Here is a 25,941-nt window from a genome sequence, read left to right on the forward strand (position 1 = left end):
CGTGCACCCGGTAGCCGTAGCGCTGACCAGGCACCACCCGCGGGAGATAGCCGTGCCAGACCAGGGCCTCACGCTCGGGCAGGTCAACCCGCGTCTCTTTACCGTCGTCGTCGAACAGGCACAGCTCCACCCGGTCGGCGACTTCCGAGAAGAGTGCGAAGTTGGTGCCGCCGCCGTCATATGTGGCGCCGAGCGGGTAGGGGTTCCCCGGCCAGATTTTCATGGGCTCATCGAACCAGGTTCTCAGGCGGTGTGCAGAGTGCGACAGACGTGCGAACATCACACTGCGAACAGGGATGACGACGGCCTGGGCGGGGTATCACGGTGTGCTGCCCGGTCGGATCAGCCCGGTTTCGTAGGCCAGGACCACCGCCTGCACCCGGTCCCGCAGCCCCAGCTTGGTCAGGATGGCCGAGAGATGGGTCTTGACCGTGGCCCGGCTCAGGTGCAGGTACTCGGCGATCTCGTCGTTTGACAACGCCTGCGCCACCAGCCGCAACACCTCCACCTCGCGCGAGCTGAGCACGTCGAGTTCGCCGGTGCGCTGCGGGGCGGCCGGTGCGCTGGCGAACCGGTCCAGCAGCCGCCGGGTCACGCTCGGCGCGAGCAGGGCCTCCCCGCGCGCCACCAAGCGGATCGCGTCGGCCAGCTCAGCCGGACGGGTGTCCTTGAGCAGGAACCCGCTGGCCCCGGCCCGCAGCGCCGCCACCACCGGCTCGTCCAGGTCGAAGGTGGTCAGCATGAGGATCCGCGCGGCACTGCCCGACGCCACGATGCGCCGGGCCGCCTCGATGCCGTCCATCACCGGCATGCGCACATCCATCAGCACCACGTCGGGCCGTAACGCCCCGGCCAGCGTCACCGCCTCCTGACCGTTGCCCGCCTCACCGATGACCTCCAGGTCGTCGCGCCCGTCGATGATCAGCGCGAACCCGGCCCGCACCAGCTCCTGATCGTCGACGACCAGCACCCGGATCTTCGTGCCGGCCGGGGGCTCCTCGCTCATACGGCGACCCCGGTGAGCGCGGCCGCAGCGGTGGCAGCCGGTTGTCGGGGGAGCTCTGCTCGTACCCGGAAACCGCCTTCTGCGGTGGGGCCTGCCTCCAGCGTGCCGCCCAGCAGCCGGGCGCGCTCGCGCATGCCCACGATGCCACGCTGACCCGAGCCGATGACCCGCCCGGTTGAGCGCGCCGGCCCGTCGTCCTGCACCTCCACCCGCACCGAGTCCGCCGCGCAGCGCACTGTTACCCGCGCCTGGGTGGCCTGACTGTGCCGCAGCGTGTTGGTCAGCGACTCCTGCACGATCCGGTACGCCGACAGGTCCACCGCCGGCGCCGGCCCGGCGGTCATCGCCACGTCGAGCTGCACCCGCAGCCCGGTGGTGCCCATCGACGCGGCCAGCGCATCCAGGTTGCCCAGCCCCGGCTGCGGACCGGTCTCCCCGGTGTCCTCGCTGAGCGTGTGCAGCAGCATGCGCAGCTCCTGCAGCGTTGACTTGGCGGCCGTGCCGATCGTGCCGAGCGCCTTGCGGGCCTGCTCCGGGCGCCGGTCGAAGACATCCTCGGCGGCCTGCGCCTGCACCACGATCACCGACACCGTGTGCGCGAGCACGTCGTGCAGCTCCCGGGCGATGCGGGTGCGTTCGTGCGCGGCGATGCTGCGGCGTTCCTCGTCGCGGCGCAACGCCCGGGTGCGGCCCAGCTCGCCGAGCATCCAGCCGATCACCGGCCCGCCCATGGCCAGCAGCATGGTGCGCCAATCGCCGGTGAGCAGTTTGACCGGCGCGGCCGCGACCAGCACGGCAAGCACCCACAGCGATCGGCTCGGCGTGCGGATGCGCGCGTAGCAGGCCAGCACCGCCGCGACCTGCCCCAGCCAGCCTATGTCCGGGCTCAGCGCCTCGAGGCCGATGCCCGCGGCAACCGCCACGACCATCCCCGCCTCGGGCCGGTGGCGCATCAGCACCAGCGAGCCCGCCTGCCCGGACGCCAGCGCGATGGCCAGACCCAGCGGCACGGGCTCGCGCGGGCCGCCGGGCGGGAGGATGATCAGCGCCGTCAGGACCAGGAAAACGGCTCCTGCGACGACGACGTCGGTGCGCTGCCTGCTGCAGACGGGGCTCATGCGGCACAGCCTAGGCAGGGTGCCCGGCGGCGGCATCGGTCCAGGGAATGAATCAAGAGCCATACCTGAGGCGTACGGCGGGAGTTTGGGTCTTCCTCTGGCGGGCATCGACACGGGGTATGCCAGCACGTAAGGATCTTCCAGGAACCCTGAAGCGCTCGCCGAAGAAGGCCCAGGACACCTACGTCAAGGCCCACGACAGCGCGGTGAAGGAGTACGGGGAGGGCGAGCGGGCGCACCGCACCGCCCTGTCCGCGGTGAAGCACTCGTTCGAGAAGGTCGGCGACCACTGGGAACCCAAGGCCAAGAAGGGTCCCAGCGATGCCAAGGCCGCCGGTGGGCGCGACACCAAGAAGAAGACCGCCGGAGGTGTCGACGCCAACGCCACCAAGGATCATTTGCTCAGCGTGGCGAAGAAACTCGACATCAGCGGTCGTGGGAAAATGAAGAAGTCTGCTTTGGTGAAGGCCATTGAGAAGGCCAACGCGAAGAAAACGCGCAAGGCCAGCAGCAAGTGAGCGATCTCGCGCGCTTCCGGCAGGCGCAGGAGCCGATTTACGATCGGGCGCTGGCCGAGCTGCGGGCCGGTGCCAAGCGCAGCCACTGGATGTGGTTCGTGTTCCCGCAGATCGCCGGGCTTGGCTCCAGCCCCACGGCCGTGCGCTACGCCATCGCCGACCTCGACGAGGCCCGTGCCTACCTGGGCGATCCGCTGCTGGGAGCCCGGTTGATCGAGTGCGCGCAGGCACTGGTCGCGCTCGATGGACGTACCGCCGATCAGATCTTCGGATATCCCGACACGTTCAAGCTGCGCTCGTCGATGACGTTGTTCGCCGCGGCCGCTACGGATCCGGCACCCTTCCAGGCCGTACTGGACACCTACTACGACGGCAAGCCGGATACCGCAACCCTGCAGCGGTTGTAAGCCATCCGACTCTTCAAGTGCGACGCGCATCGACGCGGCGCAGGATGGCCGGATGGCGGACGTCATTGTGGTGGGCGGCGGCATCATCGGCCTGACAGCGGCGACGCGGCTGCGCGAGCAGGGCGCCGAGGTGTTGCTGTGGTCCCCGGACGATCCGCTGGCCACCACCTCGGCGGTGGCCGCAGCCGCGTGGTACCCGACGCGCACTGCTTATGACCCGCGCGTGCTGGCCTGGGCAAGCGCGACGTATCGTGAGTTCCGCCGCCAGGCGCGGGCCGCGGTGCCCGGTGTGCACGTCCGCGAGACCCGCAACCTGGAACGCACCGGCGTCACCGACGAGCCGTGGTGGGCGCCGGCCGCCGAACGCGTGCGCTATCTGAGCGCGGACAAGCCGTGGACCCGCGAGGTCCGCTTCGAGGCGCCGATGGTCGACATGGGACTCTATCTGCCCTGGCTGCAGGCGCATTTCGAGAGCCTGGGCGGCCGGGTGGTGCGCCGCCGCGTCGACCGGCTCGAGGAAGCGCTTGTCGAGGCGCCGACGGTGGTCAACGCGACCGGTCTGGCGGCGGGTGCGTTGTGCGGAGACCCCGATGTCCATCCGGTACGAGGCCAGATCGTCATTGTCGCCAACCCCGGCGTCTTCATGTCGGTGCGCGACGAGGGCGATCCGGCGGTCTATGTGCACCCGCGCACCCGCGACATCGTGCTCGGCGGAACGTACCAGGAGAACAGCTGGAACCTGACCCCCGACCCGGCCGCCCGCGACGCCATCGTGGAGCGCTGTGTGGCGCTGGTCCCCGACCTGGCCGGCGCGCCGATCGTGGGGGAAAAGGTGGGACTGCGCCCCGTCCGCCGCGGTGGTCCCCGCGTGGAGGCCGAGAAGTGGCCGGGCGGGACGGTCGTGCACGCCTACGGCCACGGCGGGGCCGGCATGACGCTGGCCTGGGGCTGCGCGGACGAGGTCGCCAAGCTCGCCCGCTGAGCCCCTGCCCTCATCGACCGGCGATGCCGAGGTGAAGGCGTATCAGGTGCAGAACGAGCGGCTGTACTGCATGTACGCGCTCACCACGTCGCCGCTCGTCACGAACTGGCGGTCGGCGGTGTAGATGTTGCCGTACGTGGTGCCCGGCTGGCGGCCGCCGTAGCCCCACGTGTTGATCACGTAGCCGCGGTACCAGTAGCCGATGGTCGAGCCGCCGGCGTCGCGGATCGTGCCGTCCTGCCCGGTCAGCACGTACTGCGCGACGTAGTGGTCACACGCGGCCTGAGCCGGTTGGGCACCCGCAACACCGGCCACGGTGGCGGCGGTGACGGCCACAGCGGCGGCGGCGATCCTGCGCTTGAACTGCGAAGCCATGGTGATCCTCTCGTCGGGGGCACTGCCGCTGCTCCCTACCCGGTGCCGCCGCCACCAGGCCCGGCGCGCCACCGATTCCCCCGAACGAGAACCCAGGTCAGTTACACCGTGCGCAGGTCGATGGTGTGCCAGACCAGGTGGTCCTGGTCTCCGGTGGACCACCACATCACCCCGTTGCGGCTGTACGCGCCTTCACTGACGGCGCTGATGTCGACGGTGCGCCCGGTGCTCAGGTCGTACACGAGCAGGCCCTCCGAGCCGGTCAGGTCGGAGTCGGGTCCCGGCTCGGCCAGCAGTTCGAAGCGGTCGAGGATCGCCACGTCGGTGATCGCGGCGCGGGCGGCACCACCGGCGATGCGGCGCCGGGCCGTGCCGTCGGGGTGCATGGCGTCGATGCCGGTCAGCCCGTCGCCGCTGAGCACCATCACCCGGCACCAGAGCGGTGAGCAGGTGACCAGCTCGGTGCCGGTGGTGGCGACCCGCTGCTCGGCGTTGGAGGTCAGCGCCCGCAGCACCCGGGTGCCGGTCTGATCCCCCGTGCCGTCGGTCAGCCAGGGCCAGGCCGTGAGAGCCCAGGTGCCGGGCTCTTGTCGTACCGTCACCGCTCCGCCGGAAAGCGCGACCGAGCGCACCTGCGTGACCTGCCCGGAGTCCGCGGCCACCCACCACACCTTGCCCTCGGCCACAACCAGATCGAACTGCGACCCGCCGAAAACCACGTTCCCGGTGTCCGCGGTGAGGCGCCGGACCTTGTCCCCGCTGGTCGTGGCGGCCCAGATGGCAACGCTTCCGCCCCCGGCCGACTCGGTCCACACCAGATCGGTGCCCGCCACCGTGACCGTTGCGAACTCGGGGTCGGAGGCCAGTGGCCGGCGGCGCAACTCCTTGGGCTGCCCACCGCTCGTGCGCAGCAGCAGCCGCAACCCGGCACCGTCGGGGCTGGGAGCCGTGCCGATGGCTGTGCGCGCGTCGAGGAACGCCTGCGGGTGGAAGATCGGCCCGTCCGGCAGGTTTCCCGCCATTTCGGCCCGCTGCGCGCCGGGCCAGGCCGCAGCGGAACTCACCCTGCCGGGCGGCGCGGGCTTGTCATCCTTCGCCGGGTACGCCACCAGCGCGCCGCCGGCCGCCAGCGCCACCGCCAACGCGACCCAGCCCACGCGCGCCCCGCTCAACCGCGCCCAGCTCATTCGTACTGCTGTTTCGGCGGGGTGATCTCCTGCCACCCGGTGACCTGCAGGTACGGCACGTCGGCGTTGTTGACCGGGTCCTTGCCCACCTTGCCGGAATAGGTGCCCACCACCTGCACCCACGTGTCGGCGGCAACCCCGGCGGGCCCGTCCCCGAGAAGCCCCACCTTGATCGGGCGCCCGTCGGCGGCGCAGCACGACAGCACCATGCGCGCGAGCATCGGCTGCCCGTCGGGTCCCGGCGTGACGAAACCGGTCAGCCGCAGGTTGCGCCCGGTGAGGCTGCGCCCGTCGTCGAACACCGCCCGCGACGCGTAGTCCAGCAGCGCCACATCAACCGGATCCCCGGCCGGCAGCGCCGCGTAGTCCGATGCGGAGTTCTGCGAGGTCAGCACGCTGCCCGCCTGCCCAGCCGCGTACGACCCGAGCGCGGGAGGCGACACCAGCAGCAACCCGAGCACGGGCAGGATCAGCAGCCACCCGATCCGCGGCTCATGGTGATGCTCATGCCCGTGCTCCGGCCCGGGTTCGTCATGCGGTCGCTGCACCGCGTCAGCCAGCGCCGGCTCCGTCGTCCCGGCCGTCTCCGCATCCGCCAAGTGCGCGCCCACCGGCTCTGGCTTGGGGCGCGGGCGCAGCTCATACCACAAAGTCATCACCGCGGCCGCGACCAGCAGAATCCCCGCGCCGATCAGGAACGGCCGCAGGCCCTCCTTCACATAGCGCAAGTACAGGTCGCCGATGCTCGCGCGCAGCACCGCGCCGCCGAGCAGCAGCATGATCACTGCTTGGGCCTGCCGGTTCACAGCAGCACCACCCCGACGGCCGTGCCGGTCAGAATCACGGCGACCAGCGTGGCCGGGGCGAACCGGAACGCGAAGCGGCGCCCGAACACCCCCGCCTGCATGCTGATCAGCTTGAGGTCCACCATCGGCCCGACGACCAGGAACACCAGGCGCGAGGTCAGCGAGAACTGCGACAGCGAAGCGGCCACGAACGCGTCGGCCTCGCTGCAGATCGACAGCAGCACGGCCAGCACCGCCAGGGCGATCACCGACAGCACCGGGTTACTGGCCAGGCTGGTGAGCCAGCGCTCCGGGATGACGACGTTGATGGTGGCGGCGGCCGCGGCGCCCAGCACGAGGAAGCCGCCGGCGTGCATGACGTCGTGGCGGGCGGCGGCCCAGAACGCGTTGCCGCGGCTCATCCCGTCAAGGTCGGGGCGGTGCGGCAGGCGGATCCACTCGGCCTTGCCCAGCCGCAGCCAGAGCCAGCCCATCGCGACCGCGACAACCAGGCTGGCTGCCCCGCGGGCGATCACCATCTCCGGGTTGTTGGGGAACGCGACGGCGGTAGCGGTCAGCACGATCGGGTTGATCGCCGGGGCGGCGAGCAGAAACGCCAGCGCGGCGGCGGGGGTGACTCCGCGGCGGATCAGGGACCCGGCGATGGGCACGCTGCCGCACTCGCAGCCGGGCAGCACCACCCCGGCCAGCCCGGCCGCGGGCACCGCGAGCGCCGGGTGTTTGGGCAGCGCCCGCGCCCAGAACGAGCGGGGCACGAACACCGCGATCACCGCCGACAGCACCACTCCGAACACCAGGAAAGGCACCGCTTGCACGAGCACGGACACGAACACGGTCGTCCAGGTCTGCAGCCGCGGGCTCGAGATCAGCGCGGCCAGCGGGTTGCGGACCAGCACGAGCAGCACGAGCAGCGCAGCGAGCACCTCAACCGACCCGATGCGCCGCTCCCGGCGCTGCGGTGGGGCAGGAGGTGCAGCTTCGATCTCGTCCGTTGTGCTCAACGATCACTCCGGGTGACGGTGGGGATCCGGCCGCGGCCCACCCTACCCGGTCGCGGCGGCGGGTCCGAAGGTATCCACAGGGCGATTCGTCAAGCATGCTGAGCTGCGCATATGGACATCGGTCGGTGTTGTCCACAGGCCCCCGCGAAGGATTTTGCGAACCTCTACGATCGCCTTCGTGAGCATCGAAAATCATGACGACGCTGTTGCGGCCGCCCATGACGTAGCGGCCGTACTGGCTCCCGGAGCGATCGAGCGGGACCGGGCCGGGGCGACGGTGATACCGTCCGAGGCGCTGGCTGCCCTGGATGGCTCCGGCCTGCTCGGAATCACCGTCCCGGCGGCGGACGGCGGCCCGGGTCTGGGCCCGGTGACGCTGGCCGAGGTCGCCCGCATCATCGCCGCCGCCGACCCGGCCATCGCCCAGGTGCCGCAGGCGCACTACCTGCTGGTCGACATCCTGGCGGTGCACGGCGACAAGGACGTGCGCGCCCAGCTCTATGCCGAGGTCCTGGCCGGGCGACGCATCGGCAACGCCTTCGCCGAACGCGGCGGCCAGCATGCCCAGGACCTCAGGACAAGACTTCTCGACGGTACGATCACAGGTCGCAAGTACTACACGACAGGCGCCCTGACCTCGGCTTGGATCGCCGTCAGCGCCCTCGATCAGCACTCCCGCCTCGTGCTCGGCTTTGTGCCCCGCAATGCCGAGGGCGTGAGCATCGACACGGACTGGGACGTGATCGGTCAGCGCGCAACGATCAGCGGCACCGCGACCTTCGACAACGTCCCGGCACCCTACGTTCTCGACTACGCCCGCGCGTACGAGGTACCGCAGCAGTTGGGTGCGCGGGCCCAGCTCGTGCACGCAGCGATCGAAGTCGGAATCGCCGGTGCCGCACTGCACGACGCCCGGTCCTACCTGCGGGAAAAGGCGCGCCCGTCGACCGAGGCGGTACGCGCGGGCGCGGCGGTGGCCGGCGACGACCCCCACGTACGGCACCGGTTCGGTCGCCTTGCCACCCGCGTGCGCGCAGCCCAGGCCCTGCTCGCTGACGCCGCCCGCACCCTCGAGATGATCGGTCTGGTCCCGGAGTCGGCGGACGAGGCAGCTCGCGGCTCCCTGGCCGTGGCGGGCGCGAAGGTGTTCGGCAGCGAGGTGGCCCTCGAAGCGGCCTCGGAGCTGTTCCAGATGTGCGGCACCAGCTCCACCGCCAGCAAGTACGACCTCGACCGCCACTGGCGCAACGCGCGCATCCACAGCGTGCACGACCCGCTGGACTGGAAATACCACCACATCGCCGCGTACGAGCTCACCGACGTCCTGCCACCCAACCACGGCCAGCTCTGACACGGCCGTCGGCCGCTCGCGGACCGCGCTCTTGCGCCTCGCGGGGGTGTCCTGCGCCGCGCTGCGTGCTGCGCCGGGCGGAGAGACCCAGGTAACGCAATCCGGCACCGGTGACCGGGCGTGCCCCGGCGATGGCGGAGGATCGGGCGATGGACGCGAGCGATACGAGCACCACCCCGTCGGACAACCTGTGGCTGCGCAAGATTGCGGAGAACCCGGGCCACTCCCAGTGGTACATCGACCGGTTCCGCAAGCTGGCCGCCGACGGCGCCGACCTGGGCGGTGAGGCGCGGCTGATCGACACCCTGGTCCCGCGCGGAGCCCGCATCCTCGACGCCGGTTGCGGCACCGGACGCGTGGGCGGGCTCTTGCTCGACGCCGGCCACGACGTCGTCGGTGTCGACCTCGACGCGGCGCTGATCGAGGAGGCGCGGACCCAGCACCCCGCAGGCACGTGGCTGGCCGGGGACCTGTCCGAGGTGGACCTCACGGATGAACCGGACGAGGCGGGCGCGGCGGGCAAGGCGTTCGATGCGGTGGTGTGCGCGGGCAACGTGATGACGTTCGCGGCGCCGGCGTCCCGGGTGGAGATTCTGCGGCGCCTCGGCCTGCACCTGGCGCCCGGCGGGCGGGCCGTGATCGGGTTCGGTGCCGGTCGCGGATACCCGTTCGACGAGTTCCTGGTCGATGCCGAGGCCGCCGGGCTGGCGCCCGATCTGCTGCTGAGCTCGTGGGATCTGCGGCCCTTCCAGCCGTCTGCGGACTTCATCGTGGCGCTGCTGACGCCAGAGGTGCGATAGTCGGCGAGGCGCGAGGGCGGCCCGAGGGCGCTTCAGCGGCTCAAATAGTGGTTGGCCTGGGCGTTGAACAGTCGGTCATCGGGTCATCGGGTCATCGGGTCATCGGTGTGCGGCAGCGACGGGGTGCAGAACGAGAAGGGCAAGCTGCCCGGCAAGACGGTGATCATGGTCGGCTGAGCAGCGAGATCAGGCCGGTCGCGGGGGAGGGGCAATCGCTCACCTGGCCGTCGCCGATCTCGACCAGGCGCCATCGGCCGTCGGTGTGCTGGACCAGGTCGGCGGTGATGAACGGCAGACCCAGGCGGGGAATCAAGCCGGCGATCGCGGAGGTGTCGGGCGACGGCGTCTCGCCGGGAGTGTCGGGGTGGGCGGTCACCAGCCGGCACTCGCCGTCGATCCACCAGGTGCGGGCTTCGGCGCCGGTGAACGTCTCGAAGCGGCGCAGGACGAAACCGCCGGTGAAGTCGTCTCCGCGGAGGGACCGCAGCGTGCTCGCCACTTGCCAGGCCGCGTCCGGATCGGCCACCTCCGCGATGTAGGCGGCGGTGTCCCAGTGGTGCTTCTCGGACTTGGTGTAGTCGCGCAGCACAGCCGGTCCGGAGCCGAGGCGAGCGCAGGCTGCCGTGAACTCAGCGGTGCCGGCGCCGACCGTCCACACGGTTTCCGGCGTCACGCCTGCCATGACCGGGTACCAGCCGGGCAGCTCGTGGGCCTGGCGGTACTGCTCGGCGCTGGTCCGCAACGTCACTCCGCGGGCCTGCAACGCTGAGGCCATGGCCGCGTAGTGCTCGCTGCGCAGCATCCAGCCGCGGTAGACCGCGTCGTTGCCGGCGATAACCCGGGCGACCGCGTCGTTGCCGGTGGAAACCCGGGCGACCGCGGCGGCGGCATCGCGCCCGGCGGCCAGGGCGTCGTGGTCGATCACGGCGAACGCTGTCGCCGCTGCAGCCTCCTCCGCGAAGTGCGGGTCGGGCCGCCGCGGCAGCAGCGGGTCGCCAGGAACCAGAAGCAAAGTCACGCCCGGGATTCTGCCCCAACCGAGGAGGAGACCGTCCCCGGGGAGGAGGCCGCCCCCGACGAGGACCCCCGGGAAGAAGCGGAAGGCGAGCCGGAGGAAGAATCCCGCCGGCCAGCCACGACGTCACCGACAGCGGCGATCAGAGCGACCACCACAAACGCGATGGTCAGGAACAACGCCGTCCGGAAGGCCAGAGACCAGCTTCCCCCGTTGGCAGCCAGCCGGTTGAAGAACACCGACCCGACCACGGCGATCCCCACCGCCGTACCGATCCGCTGCCCTGTCTGCAGCACCGCCCCCGCACTGCCCGCACGCCGGACGGGGACCTCGGACAGGGTGAGGTTCTGGTTGGGGCTGATCACCAGGCCGCTGCCGATGCCCGCGACCAGCAGCGGGCCCGCCGCCGCCCAGCCGGCGTTGTGACCCGGCACGAAGTGCAGCGCGACCAGGGTGGCGGCCAGGCCGGCCAGCACCAGCACCAGGCCGGCCACGACGAGTTGGCGGCCGAAGCGGTTGACGATGCGGCCTCCCACGGCTGCCGAGGCGGCTGAACCCAAGGCGAACGGGGTCAGCGACAGGCCGGCGGCCAGGGCGCTGTAGTGCAGGCCGCTCTGCAGGTACAGGGTGTAGATGAAGAAGATGGTGGTGAAGCCGGCGAAGTACAGCATGCCGGTCAGCGCGCCCAGGCCGTACGAGCGCAGCTTGAAGAGCTTGAGTTCGACGACCGGGACGTGACCGCGGGCCTCGAAGCGGCGTTCCCAGACCAGGAACGCCGCCAGCACGGCCACGGCAGCCACGCTGAGCAGCCACTTCAGCGGGGTGTGCCATTCGCGTTCCTGGACCAGCGGCAGCAGGAACAACAGCACCCCGGCACCCAGCAGCACCACACCGACCGGATCGAGACTCTCGCGCGCATCATCGGAGCGCGAAGCAGAGCGGGAATCCGATTCGGAGGAGCGGGACGACGCGGGGCCGGGGATCCACATGCGGCCCAGGATGAGCGCGGCGATGCCGATCGGGACGTTGATGAAGAAGATCCAGCGCCAGCCCTGTTCCGCTCCGAGGAGCTGGATGAGCAGGCCGCCGAGCAGCGGGCCGACGGCGGTGGAGATGCCGACCGTGGCGCCGAACAGGCCGAACGGGCGGCCGCGTTCCTCGGGCTTGAACAGTTGCTGGATCAGCCCGGATACCTGGGGGCTGACCACGCCGGCCGCGGCGCCCTGGACGAGGCGGGCCACGACCAGGAACAGCGGGCCGGTGGCGAAACCGGCGGCGGCGCTGGACAGCACGAACACGGCCAGGCCGGCCAGGAAGACGGTGCGGCGGCCACGGGCGTCGCCGAAGCGGCCGGACGGCACCAGCATCAGCCCGAAGGTCAGCGCGTAGCCGGACAGGACCCATTGCAGTTCGCCGGAGCTGAGCTTCAAGTCGGCTTGGATACTCGGGATGGCGACGTTGACGATGCTCACGTCGAGCAGGGTCATGAAGCCGGCCACCAGGGCGACGGTCATCGCCTTCCAACGGTTGGTCACCGGCCGGTGGTTCCCCAGCCGGCCGGCGAAAAACCGTGACTAGCGGAACAGCCGCAGATCAGCGACGCTCCACCAGTTGCTGCTGCTACCGGTGTTGGTGACCTTCAAGTACCGTGCCCGGGTGTCCCGGAAAGAAACGGTCGTCAGCTGACCGCGCCCGGTGAAGCTGCCCAGCGAGCGCCAATGCTGGCCGTCCGAAGAAGCCGCAAGATCGAAAGACCGCGCGTAATCGCCGAGATTGTCCCCGCTGTCCAGCGCGACCCGGCTGAAGCGGACCATGCGCCCGAGGTCGGCGGTGAAGCTCTGCCCCGGCGTCTGGGCGGCGCCGCTCGACCATCGCGTCGAGCCGTCACCGTCGAGCACGGGGTCGCTTGAGGTCAGGGCAATGGCGGAAGGACCGGACAGAGAAGCGTTCCACGTGTACGTAGCCAGCGCACCACCCGGCAACGTGTACTCGAACCGGCGCGAACCCACGGCCACCGCGAAGGAGCGGGGCTCGTCGTTCTCGTTGTGCACGATCAGCGCGGTCGAGCCGTCCGGGTTGCGGAACGCCACGTCCATGAGCTGACCGTTCCAACCGGTTGTGCCGTACGACGTGCTCGCGATCCGGACTGCTCCGGGCTTCACGAACTTGGACAGGTGCCCGATCGTGTAGTACTCGGCGTCGCGGGTGACGCTGCCGTCGGCCTGCAGCGTGAGCAGCCCGGTGCAGGTGTCACAGCCGCCCAGGTGCGGGCCGCCGGTGCTGTCCAGCGCGATGTTCCAGTTGACCACCGACTTGGCCCAGTTGCGGGTGGTGCCGATCGCCAGCGTACGGGCGTGCCAGGTCAGCGTGCCCCGGAAGACCTGCTCGGGGGTGTCGGTGGCGCCGTGCGAGCCGGAGCACTCGGTGAACCAGATGCCCTTGGCCGGGTACGCGTTGTGCAGGGCGGTCTGCGCGCTGGGATCGCCGGAGTAGCAGTGGTACGCGGTGCCGGCCAGCCACTTACCGGCCGGGGAGTCCAGCAGCCGGTACGGGTAGTCGGTCTCCGGGTCCTCGCCGGGTGGGGTGGTGGCGACGTCGCCGGGGTGCGTGGTCCAGTTGTGGTCGTACCCCAGAATCTTGGTCCGGGGTGAGGCCTTTTTCAGCAGTGGCCCGAGCGCCTCGATGACCTTGGCCTCCTGCGGCACGGGCAGGGCGGTGCCGGGGTACCCGCCATCGTGGCGGTTCTGCGGCTCGTTCTGCACGGTCAGGAAGTCGATCGGCACGCCGGCCCTGGCGTAGGCCTGCACGTACTTGACCAGGTAGCGGGCGTACGCGTCGTAGATCTTGGGGTCGTCCTTGAGGTGCCCGCCGATCAGCGAGTCGCTGGTCTTCATCCAGGCCGGCGCGCTCCACGGCGTACCCATGATGCTCAGGCGCGGGTTGAGCTGCTTCGCGCGGCGCAGCAGCGGCAGGATCTGCGCCTGGTCGTGCGCGATGCTGAAGTGGCGCAGCGCGAAGTCGGTCTGCCCGGCCGGCACGTCGTCGTAGCTGTAGTGCTGGGTGGCGGCGGTGAAGTCCGAGGAGCCGACCGGCTGGCGCAGGAAGCTGACGCCGATGCCCTCGCGCGGGTCGAACAGGGAGCGCAACGCGGCGTCGCGCTGGGCCGGGGTCAGCCGGTAGAGCACCGCGGCGGCGGAGTCGGTCAGCGAGGCGCCGAAGCCGTCCATGCGCTGATACCGGGTGCCGGGGTCGACGGTGATGGTGGTCAGGGCGCTGTCGCCGCGCTCGAAGGACACGGGGGCGCGCTGGTGCAGGGTCTCGGCGCGGTCGGGGGTGGTCACCCAGACCGAGACAGACGGTACGTGCTCCCGGTGCGCTTGCGCCGGTGTGCCACCGGCCAGCAGGAGTATGGCGGCGGTGACCGCCGCGCCGGTACGTCGCATGGCAACTCCCTCTGTAACAAATGAAACAACACATCTCGAAGCCATCGTCAGGAAACAATCAGGAAACGCCGCTGTCAACCCACCAAGCGGTTAGTTAGGCTGGAACCTGTGAAACAAGGCGATGTAACAAAGCCCGCGCGCGGCACCGTCCGCGATGTCGCCGCGGCTACCGGCGTGTCCATCGCGACGGTGTCGAGGGTGCTCAACGGGCGCGGCAACGTGGCCCAGCAGACCCGGGAGGTCGTCGAGCGCGCCCTCATGCAGCTCGGCGGCACCGGGCCCCGCCCGCGCGGCAGCGTGCGGCCGACCGGCGGGCCGGTGTTCGTGCGCTGCCCCTACCTGCTCACCGACTACTTCGGGGTGATCGTGTCGGCCATCGCCGAGGCGCTCGACCTGCACGGGCGGGCCCTGGTGCTCAACGCCGGCGAGGCCGCCCAGCAGACGCCGGTGCTCACCCGCCTGCCGCACCGCCCCGGGCTGGCCGGTGCGGTGCTGATCCTGCCGCCCGAACCCGCCGAGGAGCTCGCCGCGCTGCGCCTGCGGCAGTTCCCCTTCGTGATCGTCGATCCGCGTGTGCCCCCGCCGCGTGACACCCTGGCAGTGTCCGCCGCCCACACCGCCGGGGCCCGCGCGCTGACCACCCACCTGACCGGTCTCGGGCACCGGCGCATCGGCGTGGTCGCCGGCCCGGACGAGTGGCTGGCCAGCGACGCGCGCCTGGCCGGGCACACCACCGCGCTCGCCGCCGCCGGGGTGCTGCCCGATCCCGCGCTGGTCCGCCACGTCGAGCCCACCGTTGCCTGGGGGCACCGGGCCGCAGGGGAGATGCTCGACCTTCCCGACCCGCCCACCGCGATCGTCGGGTTCAACGACAAGGCGGCGGTCGGGGCGCTGCAGGCGGCCGCCGAACGGGGTCTGCGCGTACCCGATGATCTGTCGGTGGCCGGGTTCGACGACATCGACCTCAGCCGCGCCACCCGGCCCATGCTCACCACCGTGCGCCAGCCGCTGGCCGAGCTCGGGCGCATGGCCGTGTCGCTGCTGGTGCGGGTGCTGGAACGCCACGAGCTGGAGGCGCTGCACGTGGAGCTGGCCACCGAACTGGTGGTGCGCGAATCCACGGGTAGGGTGCGGCCATGACGACGTTCGCGACGGTGGGCGCCGGCTGGCGCGCACAGATGTTCTGGGACATCGCAAGCAAGCTCGACGGGCTGGACTGTGTGGGCGCTGTCGTGCGCAGCCCGCGGCAGCTCAGCGTGCCCGCGTTCGGCTCGCTGGCCGAGTGCGCCGAGCAGGCCCGGCCCGGCTTCATCGTCACCGCGGTGCCCTGGGACGCCAACCCGGGCGTGATCATCGAGGCGGTCGAGCGGGGGTTGAGCGTGCTGGCCGAGACGCCCCCGGCCGCCGGCGCCGCCGGGCTGCACGAGCTGTGGGCGGCCGTCGGCGACTCCGGCCACGTCCAGGTCGCCGAGCAGTATCTGCTGGTACCCGCGCATGCCGCCCGCCTCGCCGCGGTGCGCGCCGGGCTGATCGGCACCCCCACCCAGGTGCAGGTGTCGTCCACGCACCTGTACCACGCGGTCTCGCTGATCAGGGGTTTTCTGCAGAGCCCCGGCGAGGAAGTGACCGTGCGGGCCTCGCGCACCACGGCGCCGCTGGTCAACCCGCTGACCCGGGACGGCTGGACCGGCGACGCGCAGCCGCACCCCGCGGCCACGATCATCGCCACGCTCGACTTCGGTGAGGGCCGCTCCGGGCTCTACGACTTCACCGACAACCAGTGGCACAACCAGCTGCGTTTCCGGCGGCTGCTGGTGCGCGGCACGCACGGCGAGCTACGCGACGACGAAGTGGTCCGGCTGACCGCTCCGCGGACCATCGTGCGCAGCCCGCTGGTCCGCCGCCAGACCGGCTACGACCTGGACCTCGACGGCTTCGACACCGACACGATCACGCTCGGCGACCAGGTGCTGTTCCGCAACCCGTACCCGGGCCGGCGCTTCAACGACGAGGAAATCGCCATCGCCACACTGCTGGAGGCCACCGCGGCGTGGACGCGCGGGGACGGCCCGGCACCGTACCCGCTGGCCGAGGGCATCCGCGACCATCTGATCGCGCTGGCCATCGAGCAGGCAGCCGACACCGACCGGCCGGTGACCACTTCTCTCAAGATTGGCCGGGCCACGCCGATCTGAGGCTTGTGACGAGGGTCTCCTACCTGGCCTGGCTGACGGCATTGTGCGTCGTCTACTACGCGTGGCCCGCCTCCCACGTGTACTCCTGGGGGGCCATCGGGTTGTCCGCCGCCGCGGCGGTGCTCGTCGGCGTGCGCAGATACCGGCCCCGGCAGCCCCTGCCGTGGTACCTGATCTCCGCCGGGCTGGTGTTCTTCGTCTCCGGCGACACGGTGTACTACATCAAGACCGCGCTCGGGCAGACCCCGCCGTTCCCGGACTGGTCGGACCTGCTGTACCTGCTGGTCTACCCGCTGATCGCCGGTGGGCTGCTGCTGTTCATCCGCTCCCGGGCCGGGGACCGCAACCGGGCGGCGCTGCTGGACGCGATGGTGCCCACGGTGAGCCTGGGACTGCTGTCCTGGGTCTACCTGATCGCCCCCTACAGCCGGGACACCGACCTGAGCCTGCTGGAGAAGGCGGTGTCGGTCGCCTACCCGCTGGGTGACGTGCTGCTGCTGGCCATCCTGCTGCGCATGCTCGTCGTGCCCGGGAGCAAGCCCCGCGCGCTCACCCTGCTGTCGGTCAGCGCCGTCGGGCTGCTGTTCTCCGACGTCATCTACGGCCTGGCCCGCCTGGACAGCAACTGGGCGGTCGGCGGCCCGATCGACCTGGGCTGGATCCTGTTCTACGCGCTGGCCGGGTGGGCCGCGCTGGACCCGTCGATGGTCGCGCTCACCGACGACACGCACACCAGCTCCAGCACCGTGCCCTCCGGCGGGCGCCGCCTGGCGCTGCTCACCGCCGCCGCGCTGATCGCCCCCGGGGTGCTGCTGGCCCAGGACCTGACCGGCGAGGTCATCGACGCGCCGATCATCGCGGCCGGCTCGGCGCTGATGTTCCTGCTGGTCATGGCGCGGGTGGGTGGCCTGCTCACCGAGCGCGTCGCGCTGGCCTCGGAGATCAGCCGGCGCGACGGCGAGGCGTACTTCCGCACGCTGATCCAGAGCGCGTCGGACCTCATCCTCATCGTCGACGACAACAACCTCATCCGGTACGCCAGCCCGTCGGCGGCCGGCCTGCTGGGTCACCCCGACCTGACCGCTCAGCCGCTGTCGACGATCATCGCCGACCTGTGCCACGACGACCTGGCCGAGGCGATGAGCGTGGCCCGCGCGGGCGTGACCGGCGCCGAGGGCCTGGACCTGACCGCGGTGACCGCCGACCGGCGCCTGCTGCAGATCGATTGCACCATCCGCGACCTGCGCGCCGACCCGACCGTACGCGGCGTGGTGCTCACCGTGCGCGACGTCACCGAACGCCGCCGCCTCGAGAACGACCTGGCCCACCAGGCGTTCCACGACGGGCTGACCGGGCTGGCCAACCGGGTGCTGTTCCGCAACCGCCTCGAACACTCGTTCGCCATGGCCGGGGTGGCCGGCGCCGAACTGGGGGTGCTGTTCGTCGACCTGGACGACTTCAAGGAGGTCAACGACACCCTCGGGCACGCCATCGGCGACCAGCTCCTGGTGGCCGCGGGCCGGCGCATCGCCGCGGCCGTCGGGGCGCACAACACCGCAGCGCGCATGGGCGGCGACGAGTTCGCCATCCTCGTCGAGCCGGCCCCGGGCGCGCCGAACGCCGAGGAGATCGCCGACCGCGTGGTCGCCGCGCTGTCGCTGCCGGTGGAACTGGGCGACGGCCTCGGCGGCACCCACATCGTCAGCGGTGCGGGCAGTGTCGGCGTGGCCACCAACCTGGACGCGAAGACCGCCACCGAGCTGCTGCGCCACGCCGACCTGGCCCTGTACCTGGCCAAGGGGGCCGGCAAGGGCACCTGGCAGCGTTACCGCAGCGACCTGCACACCGCGATGGTGGAGCGGCTGGCGATGCGCACGGCGTTGCACGAGGCGGTCGACTCCGAGCAGTTCGTGCTGCAGTACCAGCCGATCGTGGATGTGCGCACCCAGGACGTGGTCGGGGTGGAGGCGCTGGTGCGCTGGCAGCATCCGGAGAAGGGGCTGCTGGGGCCGTACCACTTCATCGAACTGGCCGAGGAGAACGGGGCGATCGTCGGGATCGGAGAATGGGTGCTGCGCGAGTCGCTGCGCCAGGTCGCGCGCTGGCACACCGAGCAGCCGGACTCGACGCTGCGCTACGTCAGCGTCAACGTCTCGGCCCGCCAGTTCCGCCAGCCCGGGTTCGTCGACCGGGTCCGCTCCGCGCTCGCCGACGCGGGCGCCCGCCCCGAATGGCTGCTGCTGGAGATCACCGAGAGCCTGGTGCTGCGCGAGGCCGAGCAGGTCCACGCCGACCTGGACACGCTGCGCTGTCTGGGGGTGCGCATCGCCATCGACGACTTCGGCACCGGCTACTCCTCGCTGAGCTACCTGCGCCAGATGCCCGTCGATGTGCTCAAGATCGACAAGTCGTTCATCGACGACATCCTGGCGAGCAAGCAGCAGCGCGCCCTGGTCAACGCGATCGTCACGCTGGCGCGCAGCCTGGACCTGGCAGTGGTCGCCGAGGGCATCGAGGACGCCGGTCAGCACTCGATGCTGGCCCGCATGGGCTGCCCCTACGGCCAGGGCTACCTGTTCTCCAAGCCGGTGTGGCCCGCCGACGTGCCCGCGCTCACTGCAGCGAAGGTGCCGGCCTGACACCATCGCGGGTGTGGAGCTTCTCGACAACCCGGTCTGGGCGGCCTTGAGCGGACCCCAGAAAAACCTTTCCGAGGGGTACGGCCGCAGCGCCCGTTTCCACCCCGAGGTGAGCCCGTTCGCCGCCCTGGAGGACCCGTCGGACGCGCAGGCCTGGGCCGACTTGCGCAGCCTGCTGCAGCCCGGCGACCTGGCCATCGTCGCCGCCCCCGGACTGGTCGTGCCGCCCGGGTTCGCCGCCGACCCGCTGACCCCGGGCCTGCAGATGATCGGCGCTGACTACCACGGTGCACCCGGCACCGATGCGGTGGCGCTGGGAGCTGGCGACGTACCGGACATGCTGGATCTGGTGGCGCGCACCCGGCCCGGCCCGTTCCGCCGGCGCACGGTCGAACTCGGCGGCTACGTCGGCATCCGGCGCGACGGACGCCTGGTCGCGATGGCCGGGCAGCGCCTGCACCCGGACGGCTACACCGAGATCAGCGCGGTCTGCACCGACCTGCAGTTCCGCGGCGCCGGGCTGGCCACCCGGGTGATCGCGGCGGTGGCCCACGGCATCCGGTCGCGCGGCGACGTGCCGTTCCTGCACCTGGCCGGGACCAACACCGCGGCCCGCCGGCTCTACGAGCACCTGGGCTTCGTCGTCCGCACCGAAGTCGCCTTCGTCGGCGTCAGTGGATAGAACGCTTCGGCACCGGTGACGTCTCACCGGCGCCGAACCGCCCGGCGAACGTGGGGCCGCACTTGCGCGCGTCCGCCAGGTCAGCGAACGACAAGACAACACTCAGCTCTTCTTGCCGCGGTTGCGTCCGTAGAGGACGGCGACCGCGCCCAGCGCCACGGCGGCGATGACCCATACCCACCACAGCGAACCGCCGTCGTCCTCATCGGAGTCCGCCGCCGGCTGGGCCGCCACCGTCGTAGCCGCCGGTGCGGGGGCAGCCGCGGAGGCGGGCGCGCTGCTCGGCGCCGCGCCGGCCGGAGCCGCCGAGGTGGTCGTGGGCTTGGCTCCCGGCTTGAGCGTGACCAGCGGCGCCGGGTTGTCCGGCTCGTCCTTGCCCTGCTCCTGGATCTCGATCCACCGCGACACCTCACCGTCGCCGTATGTTTCCAGGGTCTTGAACGACAGCCGGGTCTCGCCGTCGGGCAGCTTGGCGATCTGCACGCTCCACTCGGCGTCGGCGCCCACCTTGAGCGCCTTGCCGGCCACGGTGAACCCGTCAGCGGTGGGCGTGAACGTCCATCCCGCCGGCGCCTTGACCAGTGTGACATCGCCCGGCGCGATGCCCTCGGGCAGCACCACGCGCTCGCTCTTGATGCCGGCCGCGTCGTTCTCGGCCTCGCCGTGGAAGGTCAGCGTGACGTCGGTGGCCCCGGCGGTGTCCTTGTCGGCGCTGACTTCGACATGGGCAGCGGCGGGTCCGGCCAGCAGGAGCACACCCACACCGGCGAGCACCCCAACGGCGGACATTCGGATTTTTGTACGCACGGAAGAAATCTTGTCACAGCCGCCCACTAGGGTCGGTCGCGTGAGTGAGAAGCCGCTGCTGGCCGTTGACGCGCCGAGCCTGTACTTCCGGGCGTTCCACGGCATCCCCGAGTCCGCCGCGCGCACCGAGGCCGGTGAGCCGGTGAACGCGATCCGGGGGTTCATGGACATGCTCGCCCAGCTCATCCGCACCCGGCAGCCGGGTCGCGTGGTGTGCGCGCTGGACGCCGATTGGCGCCCGGCGTGGCGGGTCGAGCTGGTGCCCTCGTACAAGAAGCACCGGGTGGCCCACGGCGAGGTGGAGGAGGTGCCCGCGGCGCTGGAGAAGCAGGTGCCGGTGCTGCTGCAGGTGCTCGAGGCGGTCGGCATCCCGGCGTTCGGGGTCAAGGGCTATGAGGCCGACGACGTGCTGGGCACCCTCGCCGCCACCCAGCCGGGTCCGGTCGAGGTGGTCTCCGGCGACCGTGACCTGTTCCAGCTCGTCGACGACGCGCGCGGCACCCGGCTGCTCTACTGCGGGCGCGGGGTGGCCAAGCTGGAGGACAGCGATGACGCCGCGGTGCAGGCCAAGTACGGTGTGCCGGCCCGGTGGTATGCCGACTTCGCGGCGATGCGCGGGGACCCCAGCGACGGGCTGCCCGGGGTCGCCGGGGTGGGGGAGAAGACGGCGGCCCGGCTGATCGCGCGCTACGGCGGGGTCGAGGACATCATGGCCGCCTTGGACGACCCGGCGTCGGGCTTCGCGCCGGGGTTGCGTGCCAAGCTGGTGGACGCCAAGGAATACCTGGCGGCGGCGTTGCCGGTGTGCCGGGTTGCTCTGGACGTACCGTTGCCGGAATTTGATCCCGAACTGCCCACGGCACCGCGTGACGGGGACGCGCTGATCGAGTTGGCTCGGCGCTGGAACCTGGCAAGTTCCGCGAAGCGGCTGGTTGACGCGCTGAACGGCTAGCCAGGAACCTAACGACCGTTAAGCTTGCTGTTGTGACGGTCGAGCGCATCCTTCCCGCACCAGAGTCATACGAGCTGCTGGGCCTGGCCCAGGACATCGCCGACGGCGAGCTTGCCCCGCGCGCCGCGCTGTACGAGCAACGCGGCGAGTTCCCCCGCGACGTCCTCCGCACGCTGGGAGCCTCGGGGCTGCTGGGGCTGCCCTACGCCGAGGAGGACGGCGGCGCCGGTCAGCCGTACGAGGTCTACCTGCAGGTCCTGGAAATCCTCGCCGGATCGTGGCTGGCCATCGCCGAAGCGGTGAGCGTGCACACCCTGGCGTGTTTCCCGGTAGCCATGTCCGGCAGCGAACGCCAGCGCAAATCGCTGCCCGACCTGCTCGGCGGTGACCTGCTGGGTGCCTACTGCCTGTCCGAACCGCACGGCGGCAGCGACGCCGCCAACCTGGCCACCAGGGCCGTGCGCGACGGCGACGACTACGTGGTCAACGGCACGAAAGCCTGGATCACCCACGGCGGAAAAGCCGACTTCTACGCGCTGTTCTGCCGCACCGGCGGCCCCGGCGCGCCCGGCATCTCCTGCCTGATGGCCGAGGCCAGCACCCCCGGCCTGCTCCCGCAGGCCCCGGAACGGCTGATGGGCCTGCGCTCCTCGCCGCCCGCGCAGATCGTGTTCGACGACGCCCGCATCCCCGCCGACCGGCTGGTCGGCGAGGAGAACGAGGGTTTCCGCATCGCCATGCGCGCCCTGGACGCCGGCCGGCTCGGCATCGCCGCGTGCGCGGTCGGCCTCGCCCAGGCGGCGGTCGACTACGCCGCCTCGTACGCCACGCAGCGCGAGCAGTTCGGCCACCCGATCGGGGAGTTCCAGGGCCTCGGCTTCCTGCTCGCCGACATGGCCACCCAGGTCTCGGCGGCCCGCGCGCTCACCCTGGCCGCAGCCCGGCTCAAGGACGCCGGCCGGCCGTTCTCCACCGAGGCGGCCAAGGCCAAGCTGTTCGCCACCGACACCGCGATGAAGGTGTGCACGGAGGCGGTGCAGGTGCTGGGCGGGGCGGGCTTCGTGGCCGACCATCCGGTGGAACGCTGGTTCCGCGAGGCCAAGGTGCTGCAGATCGTCGAGGGCACCAACCAGATTCAGCGGATGGTGATCGCCCGGTCCTTGACCCGGCGCACCACCTGATCTCCCGCCTCCCGGCTTTTTGTGCCGCGGGCTTTCTGCCTTCCGCGGGGGCTTTCTGTATCGTGTCGCCGTGGAAGAGATCGATCGGGCGATCGTCAGTGCCCTCACCGCGGACGGGCGACTGTCCTACACCGATCTCGCCGAGCGCGTCGGCCTGAGCGTGTCGGCGGTACATCAGCGCGTCCGCCGCCTGGAGCAGCGCGGTGTGATCGCCGGCTACACCGCCCGGGTGTCCTACGAGGCGCTGGAGCTGCCGCTGACCGCCTTCGTGGCGATCCGCCCCTTCGACCCGTCGCAACCCGACGACGCCCCGGACCGCCTGGCCCACCTGGCCGAGATCGACTCCTGCTACTCGGTGGCCGGCGAGGACTTCTACATGCTGCTGGTCCGCGTCGGCAGCCCCGCTGATCTCGAACGCCTGCTGCAGGAGATCCGCACGGCCGCCAATGTCACCACGCGCACCACGGTGGTGCTCAGCACGCCGTACGAGAACCGCCCCCCGCGCATTCGCACTGAGCTGGGCTGACCCATCGTCATACCGCTGGGGTATCGCCCCTGACCCAGACGGTCTTGGACCTCCCGGCGCAGCGCCCGCACGATCAAGGCATGAATGACGCGAAGATCGCCCTGATCACCGGGGCCAACAAGGGCATCGGGTACGAGATCGCGGCCGGCCTGGCAGCGCTGGGCTACCGCGTGGGTGTCGGTGCCCGCGACCAGAAACGGCGGGACGACGCGGTCGCCCGGCTGCGTGACACCGGCGCCGACGCCTTCGGAGTTCCCCTGGACGTCACCGATGACCACAGCGTCGCGGCCGCCGCCGAGCTGATCGCCCAGCAGGGTGGCCGGCTGGACGCCCTGGTCAACAACGCCGGCGTCACCGGCGGGCACCCCCAGCAGCCGAGCACCGTCGATCCCGCCGTCCTTCGCACGGTGGTGGAAACCAACGTCATCGGCGTCGTCCGGGTCACCAACGCGATGCTGCCGCTGCTGCGCCGCTCGCCCTCCCCGCGGATCGTGAACCTGTCCAGCAGCGTCGGCTCCTTGACCCGCCAGTCCGGCCCCGGCAGCGCGACCACCACCGGTCCGGTAGCGGTTGCCTACGCGCCATCGAAGACGTTCCTGAACGCGGTCACCTTGCAGTACGTGAAGGAACTGGCCGGCACGAACGTTCTCATCAACTGCGCGTGCCCCGGCTTCGTGGCTACTGACCTGAACGGGTTCCGCGGTGTTCGTACCCCTGTGGAAGGCGCCGCTACTGCTATCCGTCTGGCGACGTTGCCTGACGGCGGCCCTACGGGCGGGTTCTTCGAGGACGCCGGCGTCATTCCCTGGTAAGCCGTTCCGGCAGACCGCGTGGTCAGCTTTCCTCCTCATCGAGTAGACAAAGAGCCTGCCGTGCAGCGCGCCGCTCCAGACCGTCTCGACCCGTACGAACTAGTATCCTAGGACGCAAGACGCGATGTGCGGCACCTAACGCGCTGAGTCACTGGATCGGAACAAACAAAGAAGCCGGCGTCAGGAGAGTCGGGCGGAGGGAGCTCTGGGCGCAGGGGAGCGGAGTTCAGGGCGTGAACCGGTACCCGATCCCGGGCTCGGTGATCAGGTACCGCGGCCGCCCCGGGTCCGGTTCGATCTTCCGGCGCAGGTTCGCCAGGTGGACGCGCAGGTAGCCCGTCTCGTTCTCGTACGCCGGCCCCCACACCTCGCGCAGCAGCTGCTTCTGGGCGACCAGTTTGTCCGGGTGGCGGGTCAAGGTTTCCAGCATCCGCCATTCGATGGGGGTCAGGCGTACCTCTTGCCCGCTCGCCGTGGTCAGGCGTTTGGCGGCCAGGTCGATCGAGAAGTCCGCTGTGGTGACGGCCGCCGCCTCGGGTGCGGAGGTGGCGCGGCGCAGGGCGGCTCGGATGCGGGCGAGGAGTTCGTCCATGCCGAAGGGTTTGGTGACGTAGTCGTCGGCGCCGGCGTCGAGGGCTTCGACTTTGCCAGCCTGGTCGTCGCGGGCGGACAGGATGATGATCGGGATGCTGGTCCAGCCGCGGAGGCCCCGGACTACGTCGACGCCGTCGATGTCGGGTAGGCCGAGGTCGACGATGGCCAGGTCGGGCACGGTCAGGCCGGCTTCGGTGAGGGCTTCGGTGCCGGTGGCGGCGGTGCGTACGTCGTACTTGCGGGCGCTGAGGTTGATGCGCAGCGCGCGGCGTAGCTGGTCGTCGTCGTCCACGACAAGGATGCGGCTCATTGCCTCCGATTGTGCATGATCACCGGGCGGTCGAGCATGGTGGCCGTGGATGCCGGGCAGCCGCTGACGGGCGCCGATGGTGCGGGTGGGGATGTCAGCGGCTGGCCGGGCTGGGGTCGTTGGTGGCGGTCAGCTCTGCAGTGAGGCGCGGGCGCATTCGGTGATGTAGGGCAGCTCGAACTCGGGGCGGCCGGCCAGGTCAGGGTGGGTTCGGGTGAGGGTACGGACCTCGTCGAGGACGGCGGCGCGGTCGGTGTCGCTGAGCAGGATGATGTAGCTGCGGCTGGCGACCATGTCGAGTAGTTGGTCGGCGGTCAAGCGGTGGGTCCAGGGGAAGTCGCGGCGTTCGACGGGGCCGAAGGGTGGGTTCATGCGCGCGTCGCGTTCCATTTCGGGGGAGCCGATGATCTCTCCGAGGCGGCGGACCCAGTCGGTGCGTTCGTCGCGCAGGTTCCAGATCAGTGCGAGGGTGGCGCCGGGGGACAGGACGCGGGCGAGTTCGGGGATGGCGCGGTGCGGGTCGACCCAGTGCCAGGCCTGAGCGCAGACGGCGGCGTCGAGGCTGTGGTCGGGCAGGGGGATGGCTTCGGCGGTGCCGACGTGGGTGGGTACGCCGGGCAGCACGGCCCGTAGCTGGTCGAGCATCTCGGCGGAGGGGTCGACGGCGGTGACATCGAGGCCGCGGGCGGCGATCTGTCGGGTGAGTTTGCCGGTTCCGGCGCCGAGGTCGAGGACTTTCGGGCGTCCTGCGGGCAGGAGCCAGTCAAGTGCTTGCGAGGGGTACGGTGGCCGGCCGCGCTCATACTGTGACGCCGCGGCTCCGAATGAAAGAGCTCCCGACGGCTGGGGTTCAGACGACATCGCTCCAGCTTCCCTCATCTTTCCTATTATCCTAGGACACTTTAGAAGGTGTGCATGGGGGTACAGCCGATATGGGGTTGAAAGCGAGAGACGTTTTAAAAACGCGACCTTCGGGCACTGGATCATCAACGGCAACAACGGAAAGGGTCGTGACGATGAGCTTCTCTGACAAGGTCAAGAACAAGGCCGACGAGCTGACCGGTAAGGCGAAGCAGGGCATCGGCGATCTGCGTGATGACGAGCAGATGATCGCGGACGGTCAGCGCCAGGAGGCTGCGGCGCGTACGCGGCAGGCCGGTGAGCACATCAAGGATGCCGGGCACAACGTCAAGGACGCCTTGAGCTGATCCACCCAGTTTCGTGCAACGCCCCG

26 protein-coding genes and 1 pseudogene are annotated in these 25,941 nt (G+C 70.7%); 14 read left to right on the forward strand and 13 right to left on the reverse strand.

All coding sequences use genetic code 11. From position 1 onward, the window contains the following. From TFC3_RS13740 to TFC3_RS13750, 3 genes and pseudogenes are all read right to left on the reverse strand, one after another. A pseudogene (locus TFC3_RS13740) lies at positions 1 to 223 on the reverse strand (glycogen debranching enzyme); the annotation flags it as partial. 96 nt (positions 224 to 319) lie between these two features. Beyond that, positions 320 to 1,006 carry a response regulator transcription factor gene (locus TFC3_RS13745; RefSeq protein ID WP_067499758.1) on the reverse strand — a complete coding sequence of 229 codons (687 nt, stop codon included), beginning with the start codon at positions 1,004 to 1,006 and terminating at the stop codon, positions 320 to 322. Then, positions 1,003 to 2,124 carry a sensor histidine kinase gene (locus TFC3_RS13750; RefSeq protein WP_067499760.1) on the reverse strand — a complete coding sequence of 374 codons (1,122 nt, stop codon included), beginning with the start codon at positions 2,122 to 2,124 and terminating at the stop codon, positions 1,003 to 1,005. Before TFC3_RS13750 ends, TFC3_RS13745 begins: the two co-directional genes overlap by 4 nt. A gap of 119 nt (positions 2,125 to 2,243) precedes the next feature. Between TFC3_RS13750 and TFC3_RS13755 the strand changes: the two genes are divergently transcribed. The 3 genes from TFC3_RS13755 to TFC3_RS13765 are packed head-to-tail and all read left to right on the forward strand — an operon-like array spanning position 2,244 to position 4,031. Beyond that, entirely contained in the window at positions 2,244 to 2,642 is a 399-nt protein-coding gene (locus TFC3_RS13755) for a ChaB family protein (RefSeq protein WP_067499762.1), read from the forward strand. Beyond that, positions 2,639 to 3,049: a DUF1810 domain-containing protein gene (locus tag TFC3_RS13760; protein ID WP_067499764.1), complete on the forward strand. Its 411-nt coding sequence runs from the start codon at positions 2,639 to 2,641 to the stop codon at positions 3,047 to 3,049. Before TFC3_RS13755 ends, TFC3_RS13760 begins: the two co-directional genes overlap by 4 nt. A gap of 52 nt (positions 3,050 to 3,101) precedes the next feature. Then, on the forward strand, positions 3,102 to 4,031 hold the full coding sequence (locus tag TFC3_RS13765) for an FAD-dependent oxidoreductase (protein WP_067499766.1): 930 nt from the start codon (positions 3,102 to 3,104) through the stop codon (positions 4,029 to 4,031). 42 nt (positions 4,032 to 4,073) lie between these two features. On the opposite strand, the gene TFC3_RS13770 is transcribed toward TFC3_RS13765, so the two are convergent. The 4 genes from TFC3_RS13770 to TFC3_RS13785 all read right to left on the reverse strand — a co-directional run bounded on the left by TFC3_RS13770 (position 4,074) and on the right by TFC3_RS13785 (position 7,400). Beyond that, complete coding sequence (locus TFC3_RS13770; protein WP_067499769.1) at positions 4,074 to 4,406, reverse strand: hypothetical protein; 333 nt, start codon at positions 4,404 to 4,406, stop codon at positions 4,074 to 4,076. Between the two features lie 101 nt (positions 4,407 to 4,507). Beyond that, positions 4,508 to 5,593, reverse strand: a complete 1,086-nt coding sequence (locus TFC3_RS13775) for a hypothetical protein (protein ID WP_153040226.1) — start codon at positions 5,591 to 5,593, stop codon at positions 4,508 to 4,510. After that, positions 5,590 to 6,399 (reverse strand): TIGR03943 family protein, encoded by an 810-nt coding sequence (locus TFC3_RS13780; protein WP_067499771.1) that lies wholly within the window; start codon positions 6,397 to 6,399, stop codon positions 5,590 to 5,592. Before TFC3_RS13780 ends, TFC3_RS13775 begins: the two co-directional genes overlap by 4 nt. Continuing rightward, a complete protein-coding gene (locus tag TFC3_RS13785; protein WP_067499773.1) occupies positions 6,396 to 7,400 on the reverse strand; it encodes a permease in 1,005 nt (334 codons plus the stop codon). The genes TFC3_RS13780 and TFC3_RS13785 overlap by 4 nt, the downstream gene beginning before the upstream one ends. 178 nt (positions 7,401 to 7,578) lie before the next feature. Between TFC3_RS13785 and TFC3_RS13790 the strand changes: the two genes are divergently transcribed. Together TFC3_RS13790 and TFC3_RS13795 are read left to right on the forward strand one after the other, a co-directional pair. Then, the gene (locus TFC3_RS13790; RefSeq protein WP_067499775.1) at positions 7,579 to 8,751 is read left to right on the forward strand and encodes an acyl-CoA dehydrogenase family protein; all 1,173 of its coding nucleotides are present in this window, start codon (positions 7,579 to 7,581) and stop codon (positions 8,749 to 8,751) included. A 149-nt stretch (positions 8,752 to 8,900) separates the two neighbouring features. Continuing rightward, positions 8,901 to 9,551, forward strand: coding sequence for a bifunctional 2-polyprenyl-6-hydroxyphenol methylase/3-demethylubiquinol 3-O-methyltransferase UbiG (locus TFC3_RS13795; protein WP_067499777.1), 651 nt, complete (start codon positions 8,901 to 8,903; stop codon positions 9,549 to 9,551). 163 nt (positions 9,552 to 9,714) lie between these two features. Here TFC3_RS13795 and TFC3_RS13800 read toward each other — a convergent pair whose 3' ends face one another. Genes TFC3_RS13800 through TFC3_RS13810 form a run of 3 tightly spaced genes read right to left on the reverse strand, consistent with a single transcriptional unit; the run spans position 9,715 to position 14,009 of the window. Then, the gene (locus TFC3_RS13800) at positions 9,715 to 10,569 is read right to left on the reverse strand and encodes an ATP-grasp domain-containing protein (RefSeq protein WP_236718118.1); all 855 of its coding nucleotides are present in this window, start codon (positions 10,567 to 10,569) and stop codon (positions 9,715 to 9,717) included. Then, the gene (locus TFC3_RS13805) at positions 10,566 to 12,080 is read right to left on the reverse strand and encodes an MFS transporter (RefSeq protein ID WP_082772437.1); all 1,515 of its coding nucleotides are present in this window, start codon (positions 12,078 to 12,080) and stop codon (positions 10,566 to 10,568) included. The genes TFC3_RS13800 and TFC3_RS13805 overlap by 4 nt, the downstream gene beginning before the upstream one ends. Positions 12,081 to 12,140: 60 nt before the next feature. Then, on the reverse strand, positions 12,141 to 14,009 hold the full coding sequence (locus TFC3_RS13810; protein ID WP_067499779.1) for a glycoside hydrolase family 30 beta sandwich domain-containing protein: 1,869 nt from the start codon (positions 14,007 to 14,009) through the stop codon (positions 12,141 to 12,143). A 108-nt stretch (positions 14,010 to 14,117) separates the two neighbouring features. Between TFC3_RS13810 and TFC3_RS13815 the strand changes: the two genes are divergently transcribed. Genes TFC3_RS13815 through TFC3_RS13830 form a run of 4 tightly spaced genes read left to right on the forward strand, consistent with a single transcriptional unit; the run spans position 14,118 to position 19,525 of the window. Then, positions 14,118 to 15,149 (forward strand): LacI family DNA-binding transcriptional regulator, encoded by a 1,032-nt coding sequence (locus tag TFC3_RS13815; RefSeq protein ID WP_067499781.1) that lies wholly within the window; start codon positions 14,118 to 14,120, stop codon positions 15,147 to 15,149. Then, positions 15,146 to 16,204 carry a Gfo/Idh/MocA family protein gene (locus TFC3_RS13820; RefSeq protein WP_067499784.1) on the forward strand — a complete coding sequence of 353 codons (1,059 nt, stop codon included), beginning with the start codon at positions 15,146 to 15,148 and terminating at the stop codon, positions 16,202 to 16,204. Before TFC3_RS13815 ends, TFC3_RS13820 begins: the two co-directional genes overlap by 4 nt. Before the next feature lie 5 nt (positions 16,205 to 16,209). Next, entirely contained in the window at positions 16,210 to 18,843 is a 2,634-nt protein-coding gene (locus TFC3_RS13825) for a bifunctional diguanylate cyclase/phosphodiesterase (protein WP_067499786.1), read from the forward strand. A gap of 13 nt (positions 18,844 to 18,856) precedes the next feature. Next, positions 18,857 to 19,525, forward strand: coding sequence for a GNAT family N-acetyltransferase (locus tag TFC3_RS13830; RefSeq protein ID WP_067499788.1), 669 nt, complete (start codon positions 18,857 to 18,859; stop codon positions 19,523 to 19,525). Between the two features lie 102 nt (positions 19,526 to 19,627). On the opposite strand, the gene TFC3_RS13835 is transcribed toward TFC3_RS13830, so the two are convergent. Further along, positions 19,628 to 20,314 carry a DUF1775 domain-containing protein gene (locus tag TFC3_RS13835; protein WP_067499790.1) on the reverse strand — a complete coding sequence of 229 codons (687 nt, stop codon included), beginning with the start codon at positions 20,312 to 20,314 and terminating at the stop codon, positions 19,628 to 19,630. Positions 20,315 to 20,372: 58 nt separating this feature from the next. On the opposite strand from TFC3_RS13835, the gene TFC3_RS13840 reads away from it, so the two are divergent. The 4 genes from TFC3_RS13840 to TFC3_RS13855 all read left to right on the forward strand — a co-directional run bounded on the left by TFC3_RS13840 (position 20,373) and on the right by TFC3_RS13855 (position 23,803). Continuing rightward, the gene (locus TFC3_RS13840; RefSeq protein ID WP_067499792.1) at positions 20,373 to 21,284 is read left to right on the forward strand and encodes a 5'-3' exonuclease; all 912 of its coding nucleotides are present in this window, start codon (positions 20,373 to 20,375) and stop codon (positions 21,282 to 21,284) included. 32 nt (positions 21,285 to 21,316) lie between these two features. Then, on the forward strand, positions 21,317 to 22,465 hold the full coding sequence (locus TFC3_RS13845) for an acyl-CoA dehydrogenase family protein (protein ID WP_067499794.1): 1,149 nt from the start codon (positions 21,317 to 21,319) through the stop codon (positions 22,463 to 22,465). A gap of 70 nt (positions 22,466 to 22,535) precedes the next feature. After that, a complete protein-coding gene (locus TFC3_RS13850) occupies positions 22,536 to 22,991 on the forward strand; it encodes an Lrp/AsnC family transcriptional regulator (RefSeq protein WP_067506626.1) in 456 nt (151 codons plus the stop codon). Between the two features lie 80 nt (positions 22,992 to 23,071). Next, positions 23,072 to 23,803, forward strand: a complete 732-nt coding sequence (locus tag TFC3_RS13855) for an SDR family oxidoreductase (RefSeq protein WP_067499796.1) — start codon at positions 23,072 to 23,074, stop codon at positions 23,801 to 23,803. Positions 23,804 to 24,029: 226 nt separating this feature from the next. On the opposite strand, the gene TFC3_RS13860 is transcribed toward TFC3_RS13855, so the two are convergent. Beyond that, the gene (locus tag TFC3_RS13860) at positions 24,030 to 24,707 is read right to left on the reverse strand and encodes a response regulator (protein WP_067499798.1); all 678 of its coding nucleotides are present in this window, start codon (positions 24,705 to 24,707) and stop codon (positions 24,030 to 24,032) included. A gap of 129 nt (positions 24,708 to 24,836) precedes the next feature. Next, the gene (locus TFC3_RS13865) at positions 24,837 to 25,568 is read right to left on the reverse strand and encodes a class I SAM-dependent methyltransferase (RefSeq protein ID WP_067499800.1); all 732 of its coding nucleotides are present in this window, start codon (positions 25,566 to 25,568) and stop codon (positions 24,837 to 24,839) included. 155 nt (positions 25,569 to 25,723) lie between these two features. On the opposite strand from TFC3_RS13865, the gene TFC3_RS13870 reads away from it, so the two are divergent. Next, the gene (locus TFC3_RS13870; protein WP_067506629.1) at positions 25,724 to 25,915 is read left to right on the forward strand and encodes a CsbD family protein; all 192 of its coding nucleotides are present in this window, start codon (positions 25,724 to 25,726) and stop codon (positions 25,913 to 25,915) included. Positions 25,916 to 25,941 lie beyond the last annotated feature (26 nt).

Origin of the sequence: Actinoplanes sp. TFC3 (genome assembly GCF_001553785.1) — a bacterium.
GTDB lineage: Bacteria > Actinomycetota > Actinomycetes > Mycobacteriales > Micromonosporaceae > Actinoplanes.

What these genes read in the sequence shown, in the direction of transcription:
- TFC3_RS13745 (WP_067499758.1), bottom strand. Translation starts at nt 1,006, where the DNA reads ATGAGCGAGGAGCCCCCGGCCGGCACGAAGATCCGGGTGCTGGTCGTC.
- TFC3_RS13750 (WP_067499760.1), bottom strand. Translation starts at nt 2,124, where the DNA reads ATGAGCCCCGTCTGCAGCAGGCAGCGCACCGACGTCGTCGTCGCAGGA.
- TFC3_RS13755 (WP_067499762.1), top strand. Translation starts at nt 2,244, where the DNA reads ATGCCAGCACGTAAGGATCTTCCAGGAACCCTGAAGCGCTCGCCGAAG.
- TFC3_RS13765 (WP_067499766.1), top strand. Translation starts at nt 3,102, where the DNA reads ATGGCGGACGTCATTGTGGTGGGCGGCGGCATCATCGGCCTGACAGCG.
- TFC3_RS13770 (WP_067499769.1), bottom strand. Translation starts at nt 4,406, where the DNA reads ATGGCTTCGCAGTTCAAGCGCAGGATCGCCGCCGCCGCTGTGGCCGTC.
- TFC3_RS13775 (WP_153040226.1), bottom strand. Translation starts at nt 5,593, where the DNA reads ATGAGCTGGGCGCGGTTGAGCGGGGCGCGCGTGGGCTGGGTCGCGTTG.
- TFC3_RS13795 (WP_067499777.1), top strand. Translation starts at nt 8,901, where the DNA reads ATGGACGCGAGCGATACGAGCACCACCCCGTCGGACAACCTGTGGCTG.
- TFC3_RS13805 (WP_082772437.1), bottom strand. Translation starts at nt 12,080, where the DNA reads ATGACCGTCGCCCTGGTGGCCGGCTTCATGACCCTGCTCGACGTGAGC.
- TFC3_RS13810 (WP_067499779.1), bottom strand. Translation starts at nt 14,009, where the DNA reads ATGCGACGTACCGGCGCGGCGGTCACCGCCGCCATACTCCTGCTGGCC.
- TFC3_RS13820 (WP_067499784.1), top strand. Translation starts at nt 15,146, where the DNA reads ATGACGACGTTCGCGACGGTGGGCGCCGGCTGGCGCGCACAGATGTTC.
- TFC3_RS13835 (WP_067499790.1), bottom strand. Translation starts at nt 20,314, where the DNA reads ATGTCCGCCGTTGGGGTGCTCGCCGGTGTGGGTGTGCTCCTGCTGGCC.
- TFC3_RS13855 (WP_067499796.1), top strand. Translation starts at nt 23,072, where the DNA reads ATGAATGACGCGAAGATCGCCCTGATCACCGGGGCCAACAAGGGCATC.
- TFC3_RS13860 (WP_067499798.1), bottom strand. Translation starts at nt 24,707, where the DNA reads ATGAGCCGCATCCTTGTCGTGGACGACGACGACCAGCTACGCCGCGCG.
- TFC3_RS13865 (WP_067499800.1), bottom strand. Translation starts at nt 25,568, where the DNA reads ATGTCGTCTGAACCCCAGCCGTCGGGAGCTCTTTCATTCGGAGCCGCG.
- TFC3_RS13870 (WP_067506629.1), top strand. Translation starts at nt 25,724, where the DNA reads ATGAGCTTCTCTGACAAGGTCAAGAACAAGGCCGACGAGCTGACCGGT.